We start from the raw sequence: 17,429 nt of genomic DNA, 5'->3' as shown, positions 1-17,429 counted from the left end.
GGCACCACAGGGAGAACTCGGGCTGGGTGTCGGGCGGCGAGAACACGGACCGGGTGTCAGGCGACAAGCGGTCGAGCGTACCGTCGGGCACTACGCGTCGGGCGGGGAGAGGTCGCGCTGGAACTCGTCGTAGGCCTCGAACTCCTCGGGGAACTCGTCCTCGATGCGGCGCTCGGCCTGCCGGTTCTCGTTGGCGTCCTCCACGGACTCCGCGACGGACTCCCAGCCGGGCTTGATCTTGACGCTCTTGGCGGGCATCCCGACCGCGACGTGGTGGGGTGGCACGTCGTTCTGCACGACGGAACGAGCGCCGACGATGGCGTTCTCTCCGATGCGGACGCCCGCACGAACCAGCGCGCCCTGCGTGACGCGAGCGTCGTCGCCGATCTCCGTGCGGAAGTTCGTCACCTCGGTCTGGTCGACGACGTCGTGGTCGTGCGTGTAGACGTGCGCGCCGTCCGAGACGCTCGCGCGGTCCCCGATGCTGAGGTAGCCGCGGTCGTCGAGGTGCACGTCGTCGTGCACGACGGTGTTGTCACCGATTTCGATGTTGTGGCCGTACGTCATCGAGATGTCCTTGAACAGGCGGACGTTCTCCCCGACGTCCGCGAACAGGTGGCCGGCGAGCATCTCCCGGAACGCCAGCGCGAACTCCACGTTGTCCGCGAGCGGCGTGTTGTCGAACTGTCGCCACAGCCACTGCAGGGGCTTCGAGCGCGCGTACTGTTCCTCGTCTTTCTCCGCGTAGTACTCGGACTCGAGGGTGGCGTTCCGCGGGTCGAAGTTCTGCAGGCGCGCCTCCTCGACCGGCGAGACGTGCTCGCCGTTCTGCCACGACTCGTAGGCGTCCCGGTCGCCGTGCAGGTCCACGACCGTCTCCGTCACGGCGTCCGCGAGCGCGTCAGGGTCGTCCCCGGCTGTCGTGAGCCTGTCGTCCACCTCGTCGACGAACCCTCGGAGCGTGGCCTCCGCGGACTCAGGGAGGGAGACGTGTCGCTTGGTCATACCTGAACCTCGTCGGCCCGCGCCCAAAGGGGTTTCCGTACCGACGGGAACCCCCGCAATCGGTCAGGCGTCGTCGGTGTACTCGCCGTGGTCGCGGCGCAGGTCGGCGGTGAGGAAGCCGAGGAAGACGACGAGCCCGCCGCCGACGACGAGGACGAACAGGAACCTCAGGAAGTACTCCATGCCGAAGAAGGCGTACCCGAGTGCGAGCACCGCGGCGAACAGTCCAGCGAGCAGCGCGACGGCGTAGTTCAGTCGTCTCTGGAGGGCGGCGTTCATGCTCACGTGCTCGCACGCCACAACTTCAAGATTGCCGGTACTCGGCACGTAGGAGAGTTTCACGATGCTATACCAGTTGATTTTGAGAACACCCAGAAAACCCCGGACGTCTCGACTCGGGAGGCTCGCTGCGCGCGTCGCTCCCTCACTTCGTTCAGTCGCTTCCGTGCTTACGTCGCCCGCCTTCGTCGAGACGTCCACCGGGAGACCGAAGGTCTCCCGAGCTAACGGGCGGCTTCGCCGCCCGTGAACGCCCCTTTCGTTCCCACTCCCTGTCGGTTGACCAGCCGGTAGGGTGGGTCTGAAAGGGTCAGATGGCTACGCGAACCCCGACGACGTAAGCACTGGAGCGAGTGGGACGAGCGAAGCGCGCAGCGAGTCGCGGGAGTGTAGCCATCTGGGGCTTTCTGAGTGGTCACAAAACGGGATTCCCTCGTGCCGGTCGATGCTTTCTGGCAAGCCCCGGGAGATGTCCTGGAGAGAACCTACGACATTCGATACGTCTACTAGAACCGCACGCGCTAAGTGACGCACGCCCCAACCCTCGCGCATGCAGCACCGCGAACTCGGAGACTCCGGTGTCGAGGTGAGCGAGGTCGGGTTCGGCGCGTGGGTCGTCGGCACCGACTGGTGGGGCGACCGCGACGAGGACGACGCGCTCGATATGGTGGAGTACGCGCTCGACCAGGGCATCACGTACTTCGACACGGGCGACGTCTACGGCCACGGCCGCAGCGAGGAACTGCTCGGCGAGGTGCTCGCGGAGCGCGGCGACGAGATGACCGTCGCCACCAAGGTGGGCTACGACTTCTACAACAACCCGCAGGCCGGCCACGGCGAACTCCCGAAGGAGATGGACGCCGAGTACCTCCGGGACGCCGTCGAAGGAAGCCTCGACCGTCTGGGCGTGGACAGCGTGGACTACCTCCAGCTCCACAACCCGGACGTCGCGGAGTTCACGCCGGACGTCCTGGAACTGCTGGACGAACTCCGGGAGGACGGACGCGCGGACGCCATCGGCGTGGCGCTCGGCCCCTCCATCGGGTGGCTCGCGGAGGGCGAGTTCGCCATCGAGGAGGAGTTCGACGCGGTCCAGTACGTCGGGAACATCCTCGAGCAGGACGTCCACCAGCACTTCGTCGAGAAGATCCGCGAGGAGGACGCCAGCACCTCGCTCATCCCGCGCGTGCCCCACTCCTCGGGTCTCCTGAACGAACAGGTCACGCCCGAGACGGAACTCGGCGAGGGCGACCACCGCGGCTTCCGCCCGGACGAGTGGTACGAGACCGGCTGGGAGAAGATCGAGGAACTGCGCTTCCTGGAGCGCGCGGAACGGAGTTCCGCGGAAGGCTCGAGCGGCGACAAGCCGCGAGAGCGAGACGGTGAGCGCACGATGGGCCAGGCGTCCCTCCAGTGGCTCCTCTCCTTCGACGAGGTCGCCACGGTCACGCCGACGTTCCGCTCGAAGGACGATATCGACGAGTGGGCCGCCGCGCCCGAAACTCCGGCGCTCAGCGACGAGGAACAGGCCCGCGTCGCCGACCTCTACGAGACGAACTTCGGTATCGACCGATTCGACGGCATGGAGAAGGAGGACTACCGGACGAGCGTGGACGGCGACGACCTGCGGGACGCTGGGCTGATCGGGTCGGCGGACTGACGAGCAGCATACCCGAACGAAGTGAGGGTTTCAGCGCGCCTCTGGCGCGCGCCCTTTCTTTACGGGACTTTTTCGAGGAGTGGTGCGCGGAGCGCACCCGACGACGAAAAATTTCCGTGAGCGACCTGCGGGACGCTGGCCTCATCGGGTCGGCGGACTAGTCGTTCCAGCGTTCGCGGACTAACTGTTCTAGTGCTCGACGACGTTGCCGCCGTTCGTACGGGGGTTGGTCGTTCGGTTCTCTGGGTAGGCGAGTCTGATAACGGTCGTCTCGTTGACGAAGTAGTTGGTGTGGAGCCACACGTCAGCAACCGAGTGCGCGCCGTTGGAACACGCGCTGTACGTGGCGCTTCCGTCGAGTTGAACGACGTATCCGGTGTCAGTCTCGTTCACGGCTCTGACGCGTGTGTTCACCTGAAATTCCGTCTCCGCCTGCTCCTCGTGCTCGTTCCATACGAACGCTTTTTCGTACGCCGCGGCGAACTTGGCGGCGGTTTCCTTCGAGAAGTTTGTGGGTTTCTCCGGAAGCGACTTTTGCTCGTAGTCGGTCGCTGCCGGGCACTCGTTCTCCGAGAGTTCCGTCGTCGTCGGTGTCGTTCCGGTGGAACTCGGCGGTGGTGTCGTCTCTGTAGCGGACGGCACGAATCCACTACATCCCGCGAGCAGGACACACGCGAGAACTGCGAGGTGGAGTGCGGTGGAGGGCATCTACGGCTCAAGTGGGAACAAGCCACAAAATATGTTTGGGTGACCTGAACTGTCGGACGGAGCAACCTGTTCGTGATAACCTACTCTGCAACGGTGAACTCGACACCGACCCCGTCGGCAGCCTCTTCGTTCGACGTATTCTCATCATTGCTGGAGACGCCCCAGTAGACGAACCGGTAGGTGCCGGGAGTGACCGTTGCGCAGGCATTGAGATTGTTTGGCGCCGACGAGAACCCGGGCTTGGACGCCGTCACAGTCCACGTGAAGCCTTCTCTCGGTTCATGCTCGAAGGCGATGTCGGGCCACCCCATGTGTTCTGTGGTGGCGTAGACAGATTGCCAGCCAGAGTCCGCTTGTTCGTGAATTGTGAACTTATGCCGATTTCCAGTTATCTGGTCGCTTTCCGTGGCGTTCTCCATGCGGATGGTGATCTCTTCTCCCTTGGCGACAGTCTCCGGTGACGCCGTCATCGAGAACCCGCCGAAGCGACCCAACTCGGCCGTGTCCACGATTTCCGTCCGCTCGCAGTCTTGACTCCCGGACAGGGCCGGTAATGACGCACACCCCGCGAGCGCCGTCGACGCACCCGCCGCCGCAACGAACTCGCGCCGTTTCATACTGCTGTCTTCTGTAGCCCCCGTGGGAAAGTTTCCGGGCGGTGAAATCGGGGTTTCAGTCTCGGTTATCGAACTCACACACCACTTGCAAGTCGGTAATTAGACTCCGACTCGAAGCATACGCCGAGCGAGCGGTTCGAAGAACCCGAGCGAGGCGTTTCACCGCGCGAACACAGTGAGCGCGGGACGTTTTTAGCGTAGCTTTTTGCGAGGCGGGTTCCCGTAGCGAGCGAGGAAACCCGCCGAAGTAAAAAGGTCCTACCGGAGGAAGACGTGGCGCGGCCGGTCCGCGAGCACGTCGCGGCCCCAGTCCACAGTATCGCTGAAGGCGTCCGAGCGGAAGAACGCCATCGCGTCGTCCTTGGAGGCCCACTGGCTGGCGATGAACATATCGTTCTCGTCTTCGACGTTCACCATGAGGTCGGTCTCGTGGTGGCCGTCCATGTCCGCGAGCACGTCGGCGACGGTGTCGAACTTCTCGACGAAGTCCTCGGTGTGTTCGGGTTTGGTCTCGTAGAACATCCCCATCGTGCCGAACCCGGACTCCTCGCCGGCGCGGGAGACGACCTCGGGGAGTTCGGCGAGGAAGCCGGCGGCGGTGTCGGCGGCGCTCTGGGTGTCCCAGATGGAGACGACAGCGGCGCGGTCCGTCTTGCGGCCCCGATAGACCGCAGTCTTGACGTGCGTGTCGTAGTGGTCGAAGTTCCCGCGGAGGCCGTCGACTTCCTCGAACAGTTCGTCAGAGTCGGCCTCGGAGTAGAGCACGGTGGCGTAGACGTCCTCGCCGTGGGGCTGGCCGGCGTAGATGTCGAGGTCTTCGAGATCGCCGCGGATGTCGCCGTCCTCGCTCTCGTCGCCGCCGCTTCCGTGGTCGTGGTGACCACTGTCGCCACCGTGGTGGCCGTCGCTCTCGCCGTGGTGTCCCCCGGAATCGCCGTGGTGGTGACCGCCCTCACCGTGGTGACCGCCTTCGTCCTCGGGTGTCGGCACTTCCTCGCCGGCCATGTACGCCGGGAGGTCGGCGGGCGGGAAGCGCCGGCCGACGAAGAACTCGCCGAACTCGCCGTACTTCGAGGACGCCTCGTCGAAGCGCATCTCGTAGACGATGTCCTTGATGTCCGTGAGGTCGTCCGCGAACAGCGTGACGCCCCATTCCCAGTCGTCGAGACCCACACTCGAAGCGATGACCTGCTTGATCTTGCCGGCGTACTGCTTGCCGACCTCGCCGTGGCCAGCCATCAGGTCTGCGCGCTCCTCGAAGTCGAGGTCGTACCAGTTCTGTTCTGGTTGGCGGCGCTTGCTCATCGGGTAGAACGAGACGTACGTGTCCTCGGGGATGTCGGGCGTGAGTTTCCCCTCCATGTAGTTCCGGAGGCCGGCGTCCACGCTCTCCGGGTCGTCGAAGTACTCCGGAGAGGTGTATCCCGAAATTTCGGTGACGGAGACGTAGGAGTGGGACTGGTCGGTGTAGCCCGCGAACGCGGTCTGCTCGAACTGCCGCTCGATGCGGTCGACTTCGTCGAGCGTCTCGCGGAAGTGCACGAACAACAGGTCGGCCTTGTGGCCTGTGATGGAGAAGACGGCAGAGTCCCCTTCGTCGGCCTGCGCGAGCGCCTCGCGATGTGTGAGATACGATTCGACCTCCTCGAGTGCGGCGTCGCGGTCGCGCTCCGGGGCGTCCCGCCACGCGTCCCAGTCGACGGTGCGGAAGTCGTGGAGCGCGAACCAGCCCTCCTCGGTCTGCGGGGCGTCTACCATGCGCGAGGGTTTGGCGTCCGCGTAGAAGGGTTTTCCTGAATGGGTATTGGACGGGAACCGCCCGCTCGCCCCGACCGAAACGCTTTCCCGCCGCTCCCGGAAACGTTCGCGCAGATGCGAAAGAGCGGCCCACCGAAGGGACTCGTCTCCTACCTCGTGCTCGAACTTCTGGAGGAGAAGCCCCGGTACGGCTACGAGATCCTCAAGGAGATCAAATCCATCAGCGGCGGCCACTGGGAGCCGTCCTACGGCTCTGTCTACCCCATCCTGTACAAGTTCGAGGACAACGGCTGGGCCGAGCGGATCGAGGTCGAGGACGAACCCGACCGGAAGTACTTCGAACTCACCGACGACGGCCGCGAGGAACTCACAGAGAAGCGCGCGGAGGTGGGTGAGACGGGCCACGACTTCGCGGATGTCATCCTCGGGTTCTACCACGTCTTCGCGGCGCTCGGAACGGACGAACGCTTCGAGGTGGAGAATCCCGAGGAGGGGTGGCGATTCGACGAGACGTTCTCGGCGTGGATCGTCGAGCAGGTCGTGCGCCACCACGAGTACTACTACGAGGAGTTCGAGCGCATCCCCGACACGCCCGAGGAGTTCGCAGAGCGGATGGACATCGAGTAGGTTTCTACTGGTTCGCGGGCCGCGTTTTAGTCGGTACTGCTCGGTGTGCAGTTTCCGCGACGGATGACTGAAACTGAAAGCCTTCGACGGTCTCGCGGCCGCTCGCTCGCTGTGCTCCTCGGCCACTCCGTGGCCTGCGGGTGCTTACGTCGCGAGCGACCACGCAAGCGCGAGACCGTCTCGCCCTTTCAATCCGCCAGGGTGCCGGCCATGTGGGCTGTAATCGCTATCGGCTGTGTACCCTGCTGAACAGTTGCCGGCTGGGTTGATTGCAGATACTCGTATCTGATGTGCTTCACAGCCTCAGTTGAGCAGTTGCGGGCCGAACAGCATCACGACGAGACTCGTCAGCATCAACAGTCCGACGCTCGTCGTGATGGCTCGCGTCACGGCCTGTCGGTCGCCGAACGGCAGTCGTGACGTGACGGCTTCCGCGCACGTCCGGAGGAGGTGGCCGCCGTCCAGCGGGAACGCCGGGATGCAGTTGAAGAACCCGAGGTTGAGATTGATCCACCCCGTCCACAACAGCAGATTCGCGACCACGAACACGACGCTCGAGGGGAGCACGGACAGCGGTCCCTCGACGGCGTAGAACCCGGCGTTCGTGCCGGCGATGCCAGCGAAGTTGAACGCTAGCGTCGGGTCCACGATCGCGATGAACGGCAGGTAGAGCGCGCCGAAGACGCCCTGCAGGAAGCCGACGAGCACTCCGGCGCCCGTGCCGAACAGCGCGGCGAGGTACGCCGACCCGCTGACGTCACCGGAGACGAGCGAGAGGAACCGGTCGGCGGGGTAGAGTTGCGCGCCGAACCCGGTGGCTTCGACGCCGGAGACGCCGTCCGCGATGAGACCGCCGAAGTAACTCGACCCGTCGTCCTGCTCGCCGAGCGTCATCTCGTAGGTGTCCCGCGTCCCGTTCACGTACGCCACGAACTCCACGGTGGCGCCGGGGTCGTACTCGTCCAGGGCGTCCCGGAAGGCGTCGCCGCTGGCCACGCGCTCACCGCCGAACGAGACGACGATGGCGTTACCGCCCGCCGGCAGACCGCTTGCTGCTGCCGGAGCGCCCGGAATGACGGTGACGAACGCGCCAGCGGGCGCGGTTACGGTCGTGCCGTTCTGCGTCGTGAACGTCGCTGTCGTCCGGTTCTCCACTGCGTTTTGGAGGCCCGATTGCGTGTACACAGGGGTGCCGTTCACTGTCGCCAGTCGCACGGCCCCGTCGTCGTTCTCGGGCGCGAGCGCGGCGAGCGGGGAGTTCGCGGCGACGCCCGTCACGAGCAGGTGGCGGTCCACCGTCATCTGCTCGCCGCCGGCGAGCGTTACCGACACGGCGCGCTCGTCCGCGGCGCGGAGCGCGTTCCGGAACTCGGTGTTGTTCGCGACCTGCTCGCCGCCGACGGCGACGACGCGGTCGCCACCCTCGATGCCCGCCTGGGCGGCCGCCGAATCACTGTACACGTCGCCGACGAGGCCGCCGTCGGCGACCGCGAGCGCGCCCGCGACCGGCCCGAACAGCAGGCCGAACGCGAGCACGACGACGAGGAAGTTGTTCGTCACGCCCGCCGCGAACATCCGCGCCTTCGACCCGCGGTCGGCGTTCTCCTGGCTCTCCTCGTCGGGTTCGACGAACGCCCCGATCGGCAACACCGCGAGGAACACCGCGCCCATCGACGCCACCTCGATGTCCTCTACGCGGGACATGATGCCGTGCCCGAACTCGTGGACGACCATCCCGACGAACAGGCCGGCGACGATTTCGGGCGCGACCGACAGCGGCAGGAAGTCGTTCACGCCAGGGATCACGAGCGCGTTCCGCGGCTGCGTGACAGCCGAAGGTTCCGGCGGGTTCGCGAGGGTCAACGTCGCGCTCATCAGGAGCACGAACACCGTGCCGACGAGCACCACGAGCGCGACGCCCAGCCCGAAGTTCCCCCACGCACGCCACGCGCGCTTCGGCGTCGCCAGCCAGTTCAACAGCGCCTTCCCGCGCTTCGTGTGGAGGGTCAACACCGGCCCGGTCGTAGAGACAAACGACGGCAGCCAGCCGCGAGCGCGGGCGAACGCCACGCCCGCCCAGTAGACACCAAGCGCGACCAGCAACACCATCCAGATATCCATCAGTACCGGATATCAGTGCTCGTCCGGCAAAAGCCGTTGGGGTTGCTAGGAGGTGGATGCGCTTCTGGTGGTTTCTACTTCACCGACTGCATTTAGAAAGCCCCGGCGCGCTCGCGTCTGCTCGACATTCACGAGAGCGAAGCTCTCGTGCAATCCATCAGAACGCTCCACGTTCTGAGGACAGCATCCCATTCGCTCACTCCGTTCACTCGCGGGAGCCCTGCTGTCGAGCGAACACGGGCTTCGCCCGCGAGCAGTGCGGATGGTTACACCGTCCGCGAGTTCGGCGGCGCTACGCGCCGCCCACGGCCCCTTTCAGTCCTTCCGGTGGTGGCCGGTGTCGATGGCAGAAACAGCGGGTTATCGTTCTCGCCGTAGCCGGGCAATCACGAAGTCACGGTCGAGTTTCGCGAGGAATGGGCCAAGTTGCGGGCCCTGGTCCTCGTCGAAGAAGAGGCGGTAGCCCGCCGAGAAGAACTCGCCGACGTCGAGGTCCGCGCGCTTGGCGCTCTCGTAGATCTCTCCCTGGAGTTCGTCACCGTCCGGGGATTCGCGCTCGATGAAGTCGGCGAGCGCGTCGAGGGCGTCCTCGGTCGCAGGGTCGAAGTCGTGGGCGGGCAGCTCGGTGCGCTTCAGGTCGTAGTTGAACTCGTTGTCCGTGCGGCGCGCCCACTCGCGGGCGAGTTCGACGCGCGCCAGTGCCTGCTCGACGGCCCAGTCGGGGGCGTCGTCGGGGATGTGCCCCTCCTTGCGAGCGATTTGCTCGCGGAGGTCGGGGTCGTCGGTCATGCCGAGCACCGCCGCGAACGTGAACGGGATGCGGATGCGCTCCTCCCGTGGGTCGTCGACGACGAGCGGGTAGGCGCGCTCGGCGAGTTCGCGTTCGTCCTCGGTGACGTCGACCTCCCCGAAGTAGGTGGCTTCGAAGCGGTCGAACTCGTCGACCAACTGGTCGAGGCGCTCGATGGAGAAGTCCCGCGCCTTCTTCGGGTCCTTGCTGAAGAAGTATCGGACAACCTCTGGTTCGAGCATGCGCAGGACGTCCTGCACGAGAACGACGTGGCCCGACGACGAACTGAAGGCTTCGCCGTTGAGCGTGAACCACTCGTACACCATCGGGACCGGCGGAACGTTTCCGAGGACGTTCCGCGCGACGTCCGACCCCGAGGGCCACGACCCCTCCGCGTGGTCCTTGCCGAACGGTTCGAAGTCGACGCCGAGGACTTGCCACTGCGCCGGCCACTCGAAGCGCCACGGAAGTTTGCCGTCGCGTAGCGTCGCCGTTCCCTCGTGCCCACAGCCCTCGATGGTCTGGTCGCCGGCCTCCATGTCCGTGCACTCGTAGTCGACGGTGCCGGCCTCGGCGTCGACCGCAGTGACCGTCTCGGTAACCTTCCCGCACTGCTCGCAGATGGGGTTGAACGGGACGTAGTCGGCGTCCACCTTGTCCTGGTACTCGCTCAGCACCTCGCGCCCTCGTTCGCGGTTCGCCAGAAGGAACCGCGTGACGTCCTCGAAGTCGCCGTCCTCGTACAGGTCGGTGTTCGACACCATCTCGACGTTGACGCCGAGCAGGCGCGCGGACTCCTCGATGAGGTTCGAGAAGTGGTCGCCGTAGGAGTCACAGCAGCCGAAGGGGTCGGGGATGTCGGTGTACGGCGCGCCGAGGTTCTTCCCGAGCGCGCCCGCGTTCACGTCGCCCAGGTCGACGATGTTGCCGTCGAGGTCTGCGAGTTTCCGGGGGAGTTTCCGGAGCGGGTCGCGGTCGTCCGAGGTGAATAGCTGCCGGACGTCGTACCCGCGCTCCCGGAGCACCTCGGCGACGAAGTAGCCCCGCAGAATCTCGTTCATGTTCCCCAGGTGGGGAACGCCCGAGGGCGAGATGCCGCCCTTCACGACGATTGGCTCCTCGGGGTCGCGTTCGAGAATGCGGTCGGCGACGGTGTCCGCCCAGAATGCGTGGCCGTCCGCGTCGCCGAGGAAGTAGGGGTCGTCGTCGGGGTGCATCTATTCCTGGACCCAGTACGTCATCTCGTCGTCGGTACCGTCCGGGATGATGTCCGTGCCGTCGTGCTCGCCATACAGCACGGCGTCCACGATGCGTTCGGGGTCCGTGCCGTCGAGGACGATAGAGCGCACGCCCGAGCGCTCGATGAGTTTCGCCGCGAGCAGGTCCACGGGCGCGGAGCTGCCGGCGGCCATCTCGATGTCCGCGATGACGTCCACGAGTTCGCTCGCGGTCATCTGCTCGTAGTGCTCGGCGTCCGGGTTCTCGTTCGGGTCCGCGCTGAACACGCCCGGCACGCTCGTCGCGTAGAGGAGAAGGTCGGCGTCCGTGTACTCTGCGAGCGCTGCGCTCACTGCGTCCGTCGTCTGTCCGGCGACGACGCCGCCCATCACCGCGACGTCGTCGCGGCGCATCGCCTCGCCCGCCTCCTCGTAGCTTTTGGCGGGACTCGGCGCGGCGCGACCGTCGAGGGCCGCGATGAGCAGGCGCGCGTTGAGGCGCGTGACGTCGATGCCGATGTCGTCCAGTTCAATCTCGTTCGCGCCGAGCGACCGGGCGGTGTGGATGTATTCGCGTGCGACACCGCCCCCGCCGACGACGGCCCCAATCTCACAGCCGGCGTCGGACAGGCGCTCGATGGCGGCCGCGTGGTCCTCCACTCGCTCGTGGGCGAGGTCGGGCGCGAGAACACTGCCGCCGATAGAAATCACGACTCGCATACTACAGCGGAGTAGCTCGGTTGCAGCCTTAAGGGTTGTCAACTCCCGTGGTGTAGGCGGACGCGTTTCCGCTGCGAGGTGACAGAACCACTATCCACGCGGTCTCCGAGCGGCCCGTATGGTTGCACTCGTCTCTCCGCTCGTCCTCGTCCCATCCTTCGTTTTGCTCGCGGTGTTCGTCGCGGGCTGGAACTACCAGTTCGGCGACCTGCCGCCGGCCCGCGCTGTCGTCGTCGGACTCGCCGCCCTGTGGACGGTCTACTCGGTCGCGTCACTCCTCGTCCTGCCTTCGGAGCCAGTGGCGTCACTCACGGTCGTCGTTGCGTTCGCGCTCCTCGCGGTGGGCCAGCGCGTCTGGCGTCGCGTTCGGGCGTAGCGCCGACACCTACAAGCCCCGAGACGCCCCAGTTTCAGGCATGCAACTGCTCGGTATTGTCGGCCCCGAGGCGGACGCGTTCGCGGACGCTCTTGCCGACCGCCTCGCAGACCGCGGCCGCGTCGGCGTCGTTCGGCCCGGGGAGACGGACGCGCCGGACTGGACCGCGTACGTCGTCGGCGACGGGTGGACCGGCGTCGGCGGCGGGCGCTCGGTCGACGACGTGCTCGACGAACTCGCGCGCGACCACGACTACGCGCTCCTCGTCGACCGGCCGGAGGCGCGCGTCCCCCAGATTGCGGTCGGCGACGCGGACGTCGACTCTCCCGCGCTTCGCGTGGAACCAGCCGACCCGAATCTCGACGCAGCGGTCGAACTCGCAGACAGCGTCGAGCGGTTCGCGACGCTCCAGTCGCTCGTCGCGGACCTGAAACGCTCCTCGATGGCGGAGTACGCGGGCGCTATCGCCACGTTCACCGGCCGCGTCCGCGAACGAGACGAGGAAGACGACGAGCGCACAGAGGCGCTCACGTTCGAGAAGTACGACGGCGTCGCGGACGACCGCATGGCGACCATTCGCGAGGAACTCGAGGCGCGCGACGGCGTGCTTGAGGTGCGCCTGCACCACCGCGTCGGCCGGGTCGAGGCGGGCGAGGACATCGTCTTCGTCGCCGTGCTCGCGGGCCACCGCCGCGAGGCGTTTCGTACCGTCGAGGACGGCATCGACCGCCTGAAAGACGAGGTGCCGCTGTTCAAGAAGGAAGTCACCATCGAGGACGAATTTTGGGTTCACGACCGTTCGTAGCCCGCCGAAACGGCGGTTCGAACGATTAGCCGTCGTCTACACGTCTGACGATAATTCTACAACTAGTAATCCGAACGGAACGATTTGCAGGCTTTATAAAATGTCTAAACGAATTTCGAACGGTATTGAAACGTCCAAGAAACGTGAGCCTAGGGTGAAATTGCCCGAAGTAATCCTAACGTTCACCGCTTTATAACCCCCCGGCGCCGGTAGGGTGGAGCGAGGCCAGACAGATGAGCGCAACCCAGCAGTCCTCCACCGCTACCGAATCGCAGGACAAGGAAAGCCGCCTGAAGACGTTCCTCCGCGAGAAGGCCGAGGACGGCGAACTGTACTTCAAGAGCAAGTTCATCGCCGACGAGGTCGACCTCTCGCCCAAGGAGATCGGCGCGCTCATGGTGAAACTCTCGAAGTCCGCCACGGACCTCGAGATCGAGAAGTGGTCGTACACGAGCGCGACCACCTGGCGGGTCCAGCCAGCCTGAACTCGTATCTAGCCCGTCTTCGCCCCTGGATAGCCCGGTTGAGTCTGTGGCCCGGGCCGCTCGGGTTCCTGCTGGAACCGTTTTCCCCCGAATCCACTCGATTTCCGGGAATATCACACGCTCTACACCCTCATCTCGCCGCTCTGAGGTCCCGAATTCCACTACTCTGTTGCTTCTTTACTTCCGCCTCCTTTCCCACCACTCTCTTCGCTTCTCTGTCACCCCGCTCCGCTTCGCTGTCGCCTCGCCGTCCTCGTCTCGTCTAAGTATTTAAACGGCTGGCCGCGTTACACAACTGTGATGTCGGTTCAGTCGCCCGATGGTGCACCGGAGCCCGCGGCCATCGACTCCGTCTTCCAGGTGTACGAGGTCCGCAAGGACGGCGACGACGTGCTCTACTACGGCGATCCGACGACGGACCACCAGACCCTCGTCGAGACGGTCTGGCCGACGTTCCGCGACCACGGCTACGAGGTCAGGGTCGCGCGTCGCACCGGAGAACTCGTGCTCGTCGCCGAACCCCACGAGACCGGACGCGACGGCGTCCCCTGGAAGAACGTCGCGCTGTTCGTCGCCACCGTCCTCTCCACGCTGTTCGTCGGAACTGCCTGGTACTACGTCCAGGACCCACTCTCGCTCGACGTGCTCCGCGCGCTCCCGTTCACCGTCGCCGTACTCGGCGTGCTCGGCACCCACGAGTTCGGCCACTACGCGATGAGCAAGTACCACGACGTGGACGCCAGCCTCCCGTACTTCATCCCCTTCCCGTCGCTGTTCGGCACGATGGGCGCCGTCATCCGAATGCGCGGCCAGATGCCCGACCGCGACGCGCTGTTCGACATCGGTGCCGCGGGACCGCTCGCAGGCCTCGTCGCCGCCGTCGTCGTCACCGCTGTCGGCCTACTCTTGCCGCCGGTGCACGTGCCGCCCGACGTCGTCTCCTCGAGCAGCGCAGTGCAGGTAAAATTCGCGTACCCACTGCTGCTTCGCGCTGTCGCCGCCGTCGTCGGTCAACCACTCTCCTACAGTGACCCGTCGCTGTCCGTCAATCCGGTCGTGATGGGTGGGTGGGTCGGGATGTTCATCACGTTCCTCAACCTCATCCCCGTCGGCCAACTCGACGGCGGCCACATCCTCCGCTCGATCCTCGGCGAGGGCGCAGAGCGCCTCGCTCCGCTCGTCCCCGCAGCCCTGTTCTCGCTCGGCGGCTACCTCTGGGTGGTCGGCGACGCCGGCAACGCCGCCGGTATCTGGATCATGTGGGGGTTCCTCACGACGATCGTCTCGTACATGGGGTCGGCCCGCCCTATCGACGAGGAACCTCTCGACCGGAAGCGCGTCGCACTCGGACTGCTCACGTTCGCGCTCGGCGCGCTCTGCTTCATGCCCATCCCCATCAGAATCGTGTGATGACCCGGCTGGCGTCGACCGGGCGCCTCGGCGACACCGCCGGAATCTCGTCGTTCTGATTCTCGCCGTCCGGTCGGACTAGTGCGTCCACCCGCGGTCCGCGAGCGGTTCACCGTCGAGTGTCACGCCGGAGTCGGTGACCTCGCCGACGACAGACAACGGCGTCGGTGACGCCGCACGCGCGGCCGTCACGCTGTCCGCAGGCAGGGTCACGACGAGTTCGAAGTCCTCCCCGAACGTCACGGCAGTGTCGAGCGGGTCCGCTGTCACCTCGCGCACGCTCTCGTCGACCGGCACGCGGTCGCCCTCGACGGCGAACCCGCAGTCGCTGGCCGCGGCCAACTGGTGGAGCGAGCGCGCGAGGCCGTCACTCGAATCCATCATCGCGGTCGCGTGCTCGGCCAGCGCGCGCCCCGCGGCGACGCGCGGCTCGAAGCAGAACAGGTCGTTCGCGCGCTCCGTCTCGCCCGCATCGAACAGCGCGACCGCCGTGGCGCTCCGGCCGAGCGTCCCCGTCACCGCGACTTTCTCGCCGGACGACGCGCCGCCCCGGCCGACGGGCCGCTCCACGTCACCGATGGCCGCCGACGCGACCGTGAACTCGTCGTGTCCGTCCAGGTCACCACCGACGTACTCCGCGCCGACGCCCTCACAGACGTCGCTCGCACCGTCCAGAAACGCCGCCAACTCGTCGTCCGCAAACTCGGGTGCGCCGTACACCGCGACCGCCGCCGACGCGTCGCCGCCCATCGCCGCCACGTCCGAGAGGCTCGCGCCGACCGCGCGCCACCCCGCCGTGTAGCGGGTCGTCCCCGGCGGGAAGTCCGTCGTCTCGTGGAGCATGTCGATGGTGAACGCCGTGCCGTCGACCACTGCCGCGTCGTCGCCCGCTGCGTCCACGAACCCGGACACGATGTCCAGCGCCGCCTGTTCGTCCATGCACCGACGTTCGCGGCCACCGCCTAAAACGCCCGGGATGCGCTCGCAGACTCCCTGTTGCCGGCGCACCCCACGGGCCCCGGGCCCGACACGACCGACCAATGCTCTGGCCCCGCCACGACCGACCAACGCCCTGGCTCCGACCCCCCTGCCGACGCCTGCTTCGAGTCATCCCGGTGGGTTTACACTGGCGCCCCGTCTCCACCCGGACAGCATGGACGTCGACGAGACGAAGGTCGCCGTCGGATTCGTCGGCTCGCTGCTCGTGCTCGCGCTGCTCGTGTTCCTCGTCGGCATCGAGGACGTTGCGAACGCGCTGGCACTCCTCGACGCCACCACCGCCGCCACCCTCGCCGCCCTCGGAGTCGGCTGGCTCGTCGCGTGGGGGCTGTCGCTGCGCGCCGTTCTCGCCGCACTCGGCATCCCGGTCTCGCGGACCACGGCGATCTTGTTGTACGCCAGCGCGGCGTTCGCCAACAACATCACGCCGTTCGGCCAGGCCGGCGGCGAACCGTTCAGCGGCTACATCATCTCCCGTGCGACCGACGCCGAGTACGAGAGCGGCCTCGCCGCCATCGCCAGCGTCGACTCCATCAACCTCGTCCCGTCGCTCGCGTTCGCGCTCCTCGGCCTCGCGTACTACGCACTCCAGTACACCGTCCTCGACCGCGTCAGGGACATCGCCCTCGTCGTCGTCGCACTTGCGTTGGCGCTCCCCCTCGCCGTCTACCTCGGCTGGCGGTTCCGCGAGCGAGTTCGCTCGGGGCTTGTCGGCGTTCTCACCCCGCTGTTCGGCGCCGTCAGTCGCGTCATCCCGGGCTTTACCGCCCCCGACCGCGACCAGATACGCACGCACGTCGACGGGTTCTTCCGCGCCATCGGCCGCGTCGCCAGCGACCGCCGCCGGATTCTCGTCGCCGCCGCGTTCTCCGCCGCCGGCTGGTTCGTGATGTGCGTCGCGCTCTGGCTCTCTATCCGTGGGCTCGGTCACTCCGTCCCGTTCGCCATCGCGTTCGTCGTCGTCCCCGTCGCAACCATCGCCAGCATCACCCCACTCCCCGGCGGCACCGGCGGCGTGGAAGCCGCCATCATCCTCATCCTCGTCCCCACGACCGGCGTCTCCACGGCCACTGCCGGGGCTGCCGCCATCGTCTTCCGCGCGGCAACCTACTGGCTCCCCACCGCCCTCGGCGGCCTCTCCGTCGTCGCCCTCGAGAGCCGCACGGCCTCCTAACGATGGCTTTAAACGAATCCGACGAGAAATCTCGCCAATGGCAACCCTCTACGACGCTCCTGCTGACGAGTTCATCGACGAGCTCGCCGCGGAGCTCGAGGACCGACTCGAGGAACCCGACTGGGCGCAGTTCGCGAAGACCGGCGTCGGCCGCGAACTCCCCCCGAAACAGGACGACTTCTGGGCGCGCCGCGCCGCCAGCATTCTCCGCAAGGTGGCCATAGACGGCCCCGTCGGCGTGAAACGACTCGCCAGCGCCTACGGCGACACCAAGGACGGCTCCACGCGCTACGTCGTCTCCCCGCCCTCCAGTGAAACCGGCTCCCGGAACGTCGTCCGCACCATCCTCCAGCAACTCGAGGACGAAGACCTCGTCATGCAGCAGGGCAGCGAAGGCCGCATCGTCACCAGCGACGGTCGCAGCCTCCTCGACAACACTGCCAACACCGTCATCGAGAATCTCGACCGCCCCGAACTCGAGCGGTACGCCTAACTCCCACTTTTTCCTGCGCTCACGGCCTTCGGCCGTTCGCTTGCAAAAACTTGGGGAAAAAAGCACTCCTCCTTCACTCTGCGCTCTGCGAGCGCGCCGTTCAGTCGTCGGCCTGAGCGCTCGCTCCGCTCGCGCTCAGTGAATCGCGGGCCTCGGGCTTTGCAAGCCACTCGGTCCGCGAATGC

At 66.3% G+C, this 17,429-nt stretch carries 17 protein-coding genes; 8 read left to right on the top strand and 9 right to left on the bottom strand.

Annotated elements, in window-relative coordinates:
- Positions 1-90 precede the first annotated feature (90 nt).
- A complete protein-coding gene (locus LT970_RS11485; protein WP_232686614.1) occupies positions 91-1,005 on the bottom strand; it encodes an acyltransferase in 915 nt (304 codons plus the stop codon).
- A gap of 63 nt (positions 1,006-1,068) precedes the next feature.
- The gene (locus LT970_RS11480; protein WP_232686613.1) at positions 1,069-1,485 is read right to left on the bottom strand and encodes a hypothetical protein; all 417 of its coding nucleotides are present in this window, start codon (positions 1,483-1,485) and stop codon (positions 1,069-1,071) included.
- 349 nt (positions 1,486-1,834) lie between these two features.
- Between LT970_RS11480 and LT970_RS11475 the strand changes: the two genes are divergently transcribed.
- Entirely contained in the window at positions 1,835-2,944 is a 1,110-nt protein-coding gene (locus LT970_RS11475; RefSeq protein ID WP_232686612.1) for an aldo/keto reductase, read from the top strand.
- A 189-nt stretch (positions 2,945-3,133) separates the two neighbouring features.
- Here LT970_RS11475 and LT970_RS11470 read toward each other — a convergent pair whose 3' ends face one another.
- The 3 genes from LT970_RS11470 to LT970_RS11460 all read right to left on the bottom strand — a co-directional run bounded on the left by LT970_RS11470 (position 3,134) and on the right by LT970_RS11460 (position 6,027).
- Entirely contained in the window at positions 3,134-3,652 is a 519-nt protein-coding gene (locus LT970_RS11470; protein WP_232686611.1) for a hypothetical protein, read from the bottom strand.
- An 80-nt stretch (positions 3,653-3,732) separates the two neighbouring features.
- On the bottom strand, positions 3,733-4,269 hold the full coding sequence (locus tag LT970_RS11465; protein ID WP_232686610.1) for a hypothetical protein: 537 nt from the start codon (positions 4,267-4,269) through the stop codon (positions 3,733-3,735).
- 258 nt (positions 4,270-4,527) lie between these two features.
- Entirely contained in the window at positions 4,528-6,027 is a 1,500-nt protein-coding gene (locus LT970_RS11460; RefSeq protein WP_232686609.1) for a heme-binding protein, read from the bottom strand.
- Positions 6,028-6,141: 114 nt separating this feature from the next.
- On the opposite strand from LT970_RS11460, the gene LT970_RS11455 reads away from it, so the two are divergent.
- Complete coding sequence (locus LT970_RS11455; protein WP_232686608.1) at positions 6,142-6,654, top strand: PadR family transcriptional regulator; 513 nt, start codon at positions 6,142-6,144, stop codon at positions 6,652-6,654.
- A 303-nt stretch (positions 6,655-6,957) separates the two neighbouring features.
- On the opposite strand, the gene LT970_RS11450 is transcribed toward LT970_RS11455, so the two are convergent.
- The 3 genes from LT970_RS11450 to pyrH form a co-directional block, all read right to left on the bottom strand.
- A complete protein-coding gene (locus LT970_RS11450; protein ID WP_232686607.1) occupies positions 6,958-8,775 on the bottom strand; it encodes a site-2 protease family protein in 1,818 nt (605 codons plus the stop codon).
- A 360-nt stretch (positions 8,776-9,135) separates the two neighbouring features.
- The gene (lysS, locus tag LT970_RS11445) at positions 9,136-10,782 is read right to left on the bottom strand and encodes a lysine--tRNA ligase (RefSeq protein WP_232686606.1); all 1,647 of its coding nucleotides are present in this window, start codon (positions 10,780-10,782) and stop codon (positions 9,136-9,138) included.
- The gene (pyrH, locus tag LT970_RS11440; RefSeq protein ID WP_232686605.1) at positions 10,783-11,502 is read right to left on the bottom strand and encodes a UMP kinase; all 720 of its coding nucleotides are present in this window, start codon (positions 11,500-11,502) and stop codon (positions 10,783-10,785) included.
- Positions 11,503-11,620: 118 nt separating this feature from the next.
- On the opposite strand from pyrH, the gene LT970_RS11435 reads away from it, so the two are divergent.
- From LT970_RS11435 to LT970_RS11420, 4 genes are all read left to right on the top strand, one after another.
- Positions 11,621-11,878, top strand: coding sequence for a hypothetical protein (locus LT970_RS11435; RefSeq protein WP_232686604.1), 258 nt, complete (start codon positions 11,621-11,623; stop codon positions 11,876-11,878).
- A gap of 40 nt (positions 11,879-11,918) precedes the next feature.
- Positions 11,919-12,683, top strand: coding sequence for a molybdopterin synthase (locus LT970_RS11430; protein ID WP_232686603.1), 765 nt, complete (start codon positions 11,919-11,921; stop codon positions 12,681-12,683).
- Between the two features lie 233 nt (positions 12,684-12,916).
- Positions 12,917-13,168: a DUF7123 family protein gene (locus LT970_RS11425; RefSeq protein ID WP_232686602.1), complete on the top strand. Its 252-nt coding sequence runs from the start codon at positions 12,917-12,919 to the stop codon at positions 13,166-13,168.
- A gap of 300 nt (positions 13,169-13,468) precedes the next feature.
- Complete coding sequence (locus LT970_RS11420) at positions 13,469-14,578, top strand: site-2 protease family protein (RefSeq protein ID WP_232686601.1); 1,110 nt, start codon at positions 13,469-13,471, stop codon at positions 14,576-14,578.
- Positions 14,579-14,656: 78 nt separating this feature from the next.
- Here the strand turns inward: LT970_RS11420 and thiL are convergent, their stop codons facing one another.
- Positions 14,657-15,517: a thiamine-phosphate kinase gene (gene thiL / locus LT970_RS11415; RefSeq protein ID WP_232686600.1), complete on the bottom strand. Its 861-nt coding sequence runs from the start codon at positions 15,515-15,517 to the stop codon at positions 14,657-14,659.
- Between the two features lie 214 nt (positions 15,518-15,731).
- Between thiL and LT970_RS11410 the strand changes: the two genes are divergently transcribed.
- Together LT970_RS11410 and LT970_RS11405 are read left to right on the top strand one after the other, a co-directional pair.
- Positions 15,732-16,751, top strand: a complete 1,020-nt coding sequence (locus tag LT970_RS11410) for a lysylphosphatidylglycerol synthase transmembrane domain-containing protein (RefSeq protein ID WP_232686599.1) — start codon at positions 15,732-15,734, stop codon at positions 16,749-16,751.
- 37 nt (positions 16,752-16,788) lie between these two features.
- Positions 16,789-17,244, top strand: coding sequence for a 30S ribosomal protein S19e (locus LT970_RS11405; RefSeq protein ID WP_232686598.1), 456 nt, complete (start codon positions 16,789-16,791; stop codon positions 17,242-17,244).
- Positions 17,245-17,429 lie beyond the last annotated feature (185 nt).

The sequence above is a fragment of the Halobacterium zhouii genome, from assembly GCF_021249405.1.
GTDB lineage: Archaea > Halobacteriota > Halobacteria > Halobacteriales > Halobacteriaceae > Halobacterium > Halobacterium zhouii.
Note: the sequence above shows the minus strand (reverse complement) of the source record. Positions and strands in the feature narration are given on the sequence as shown.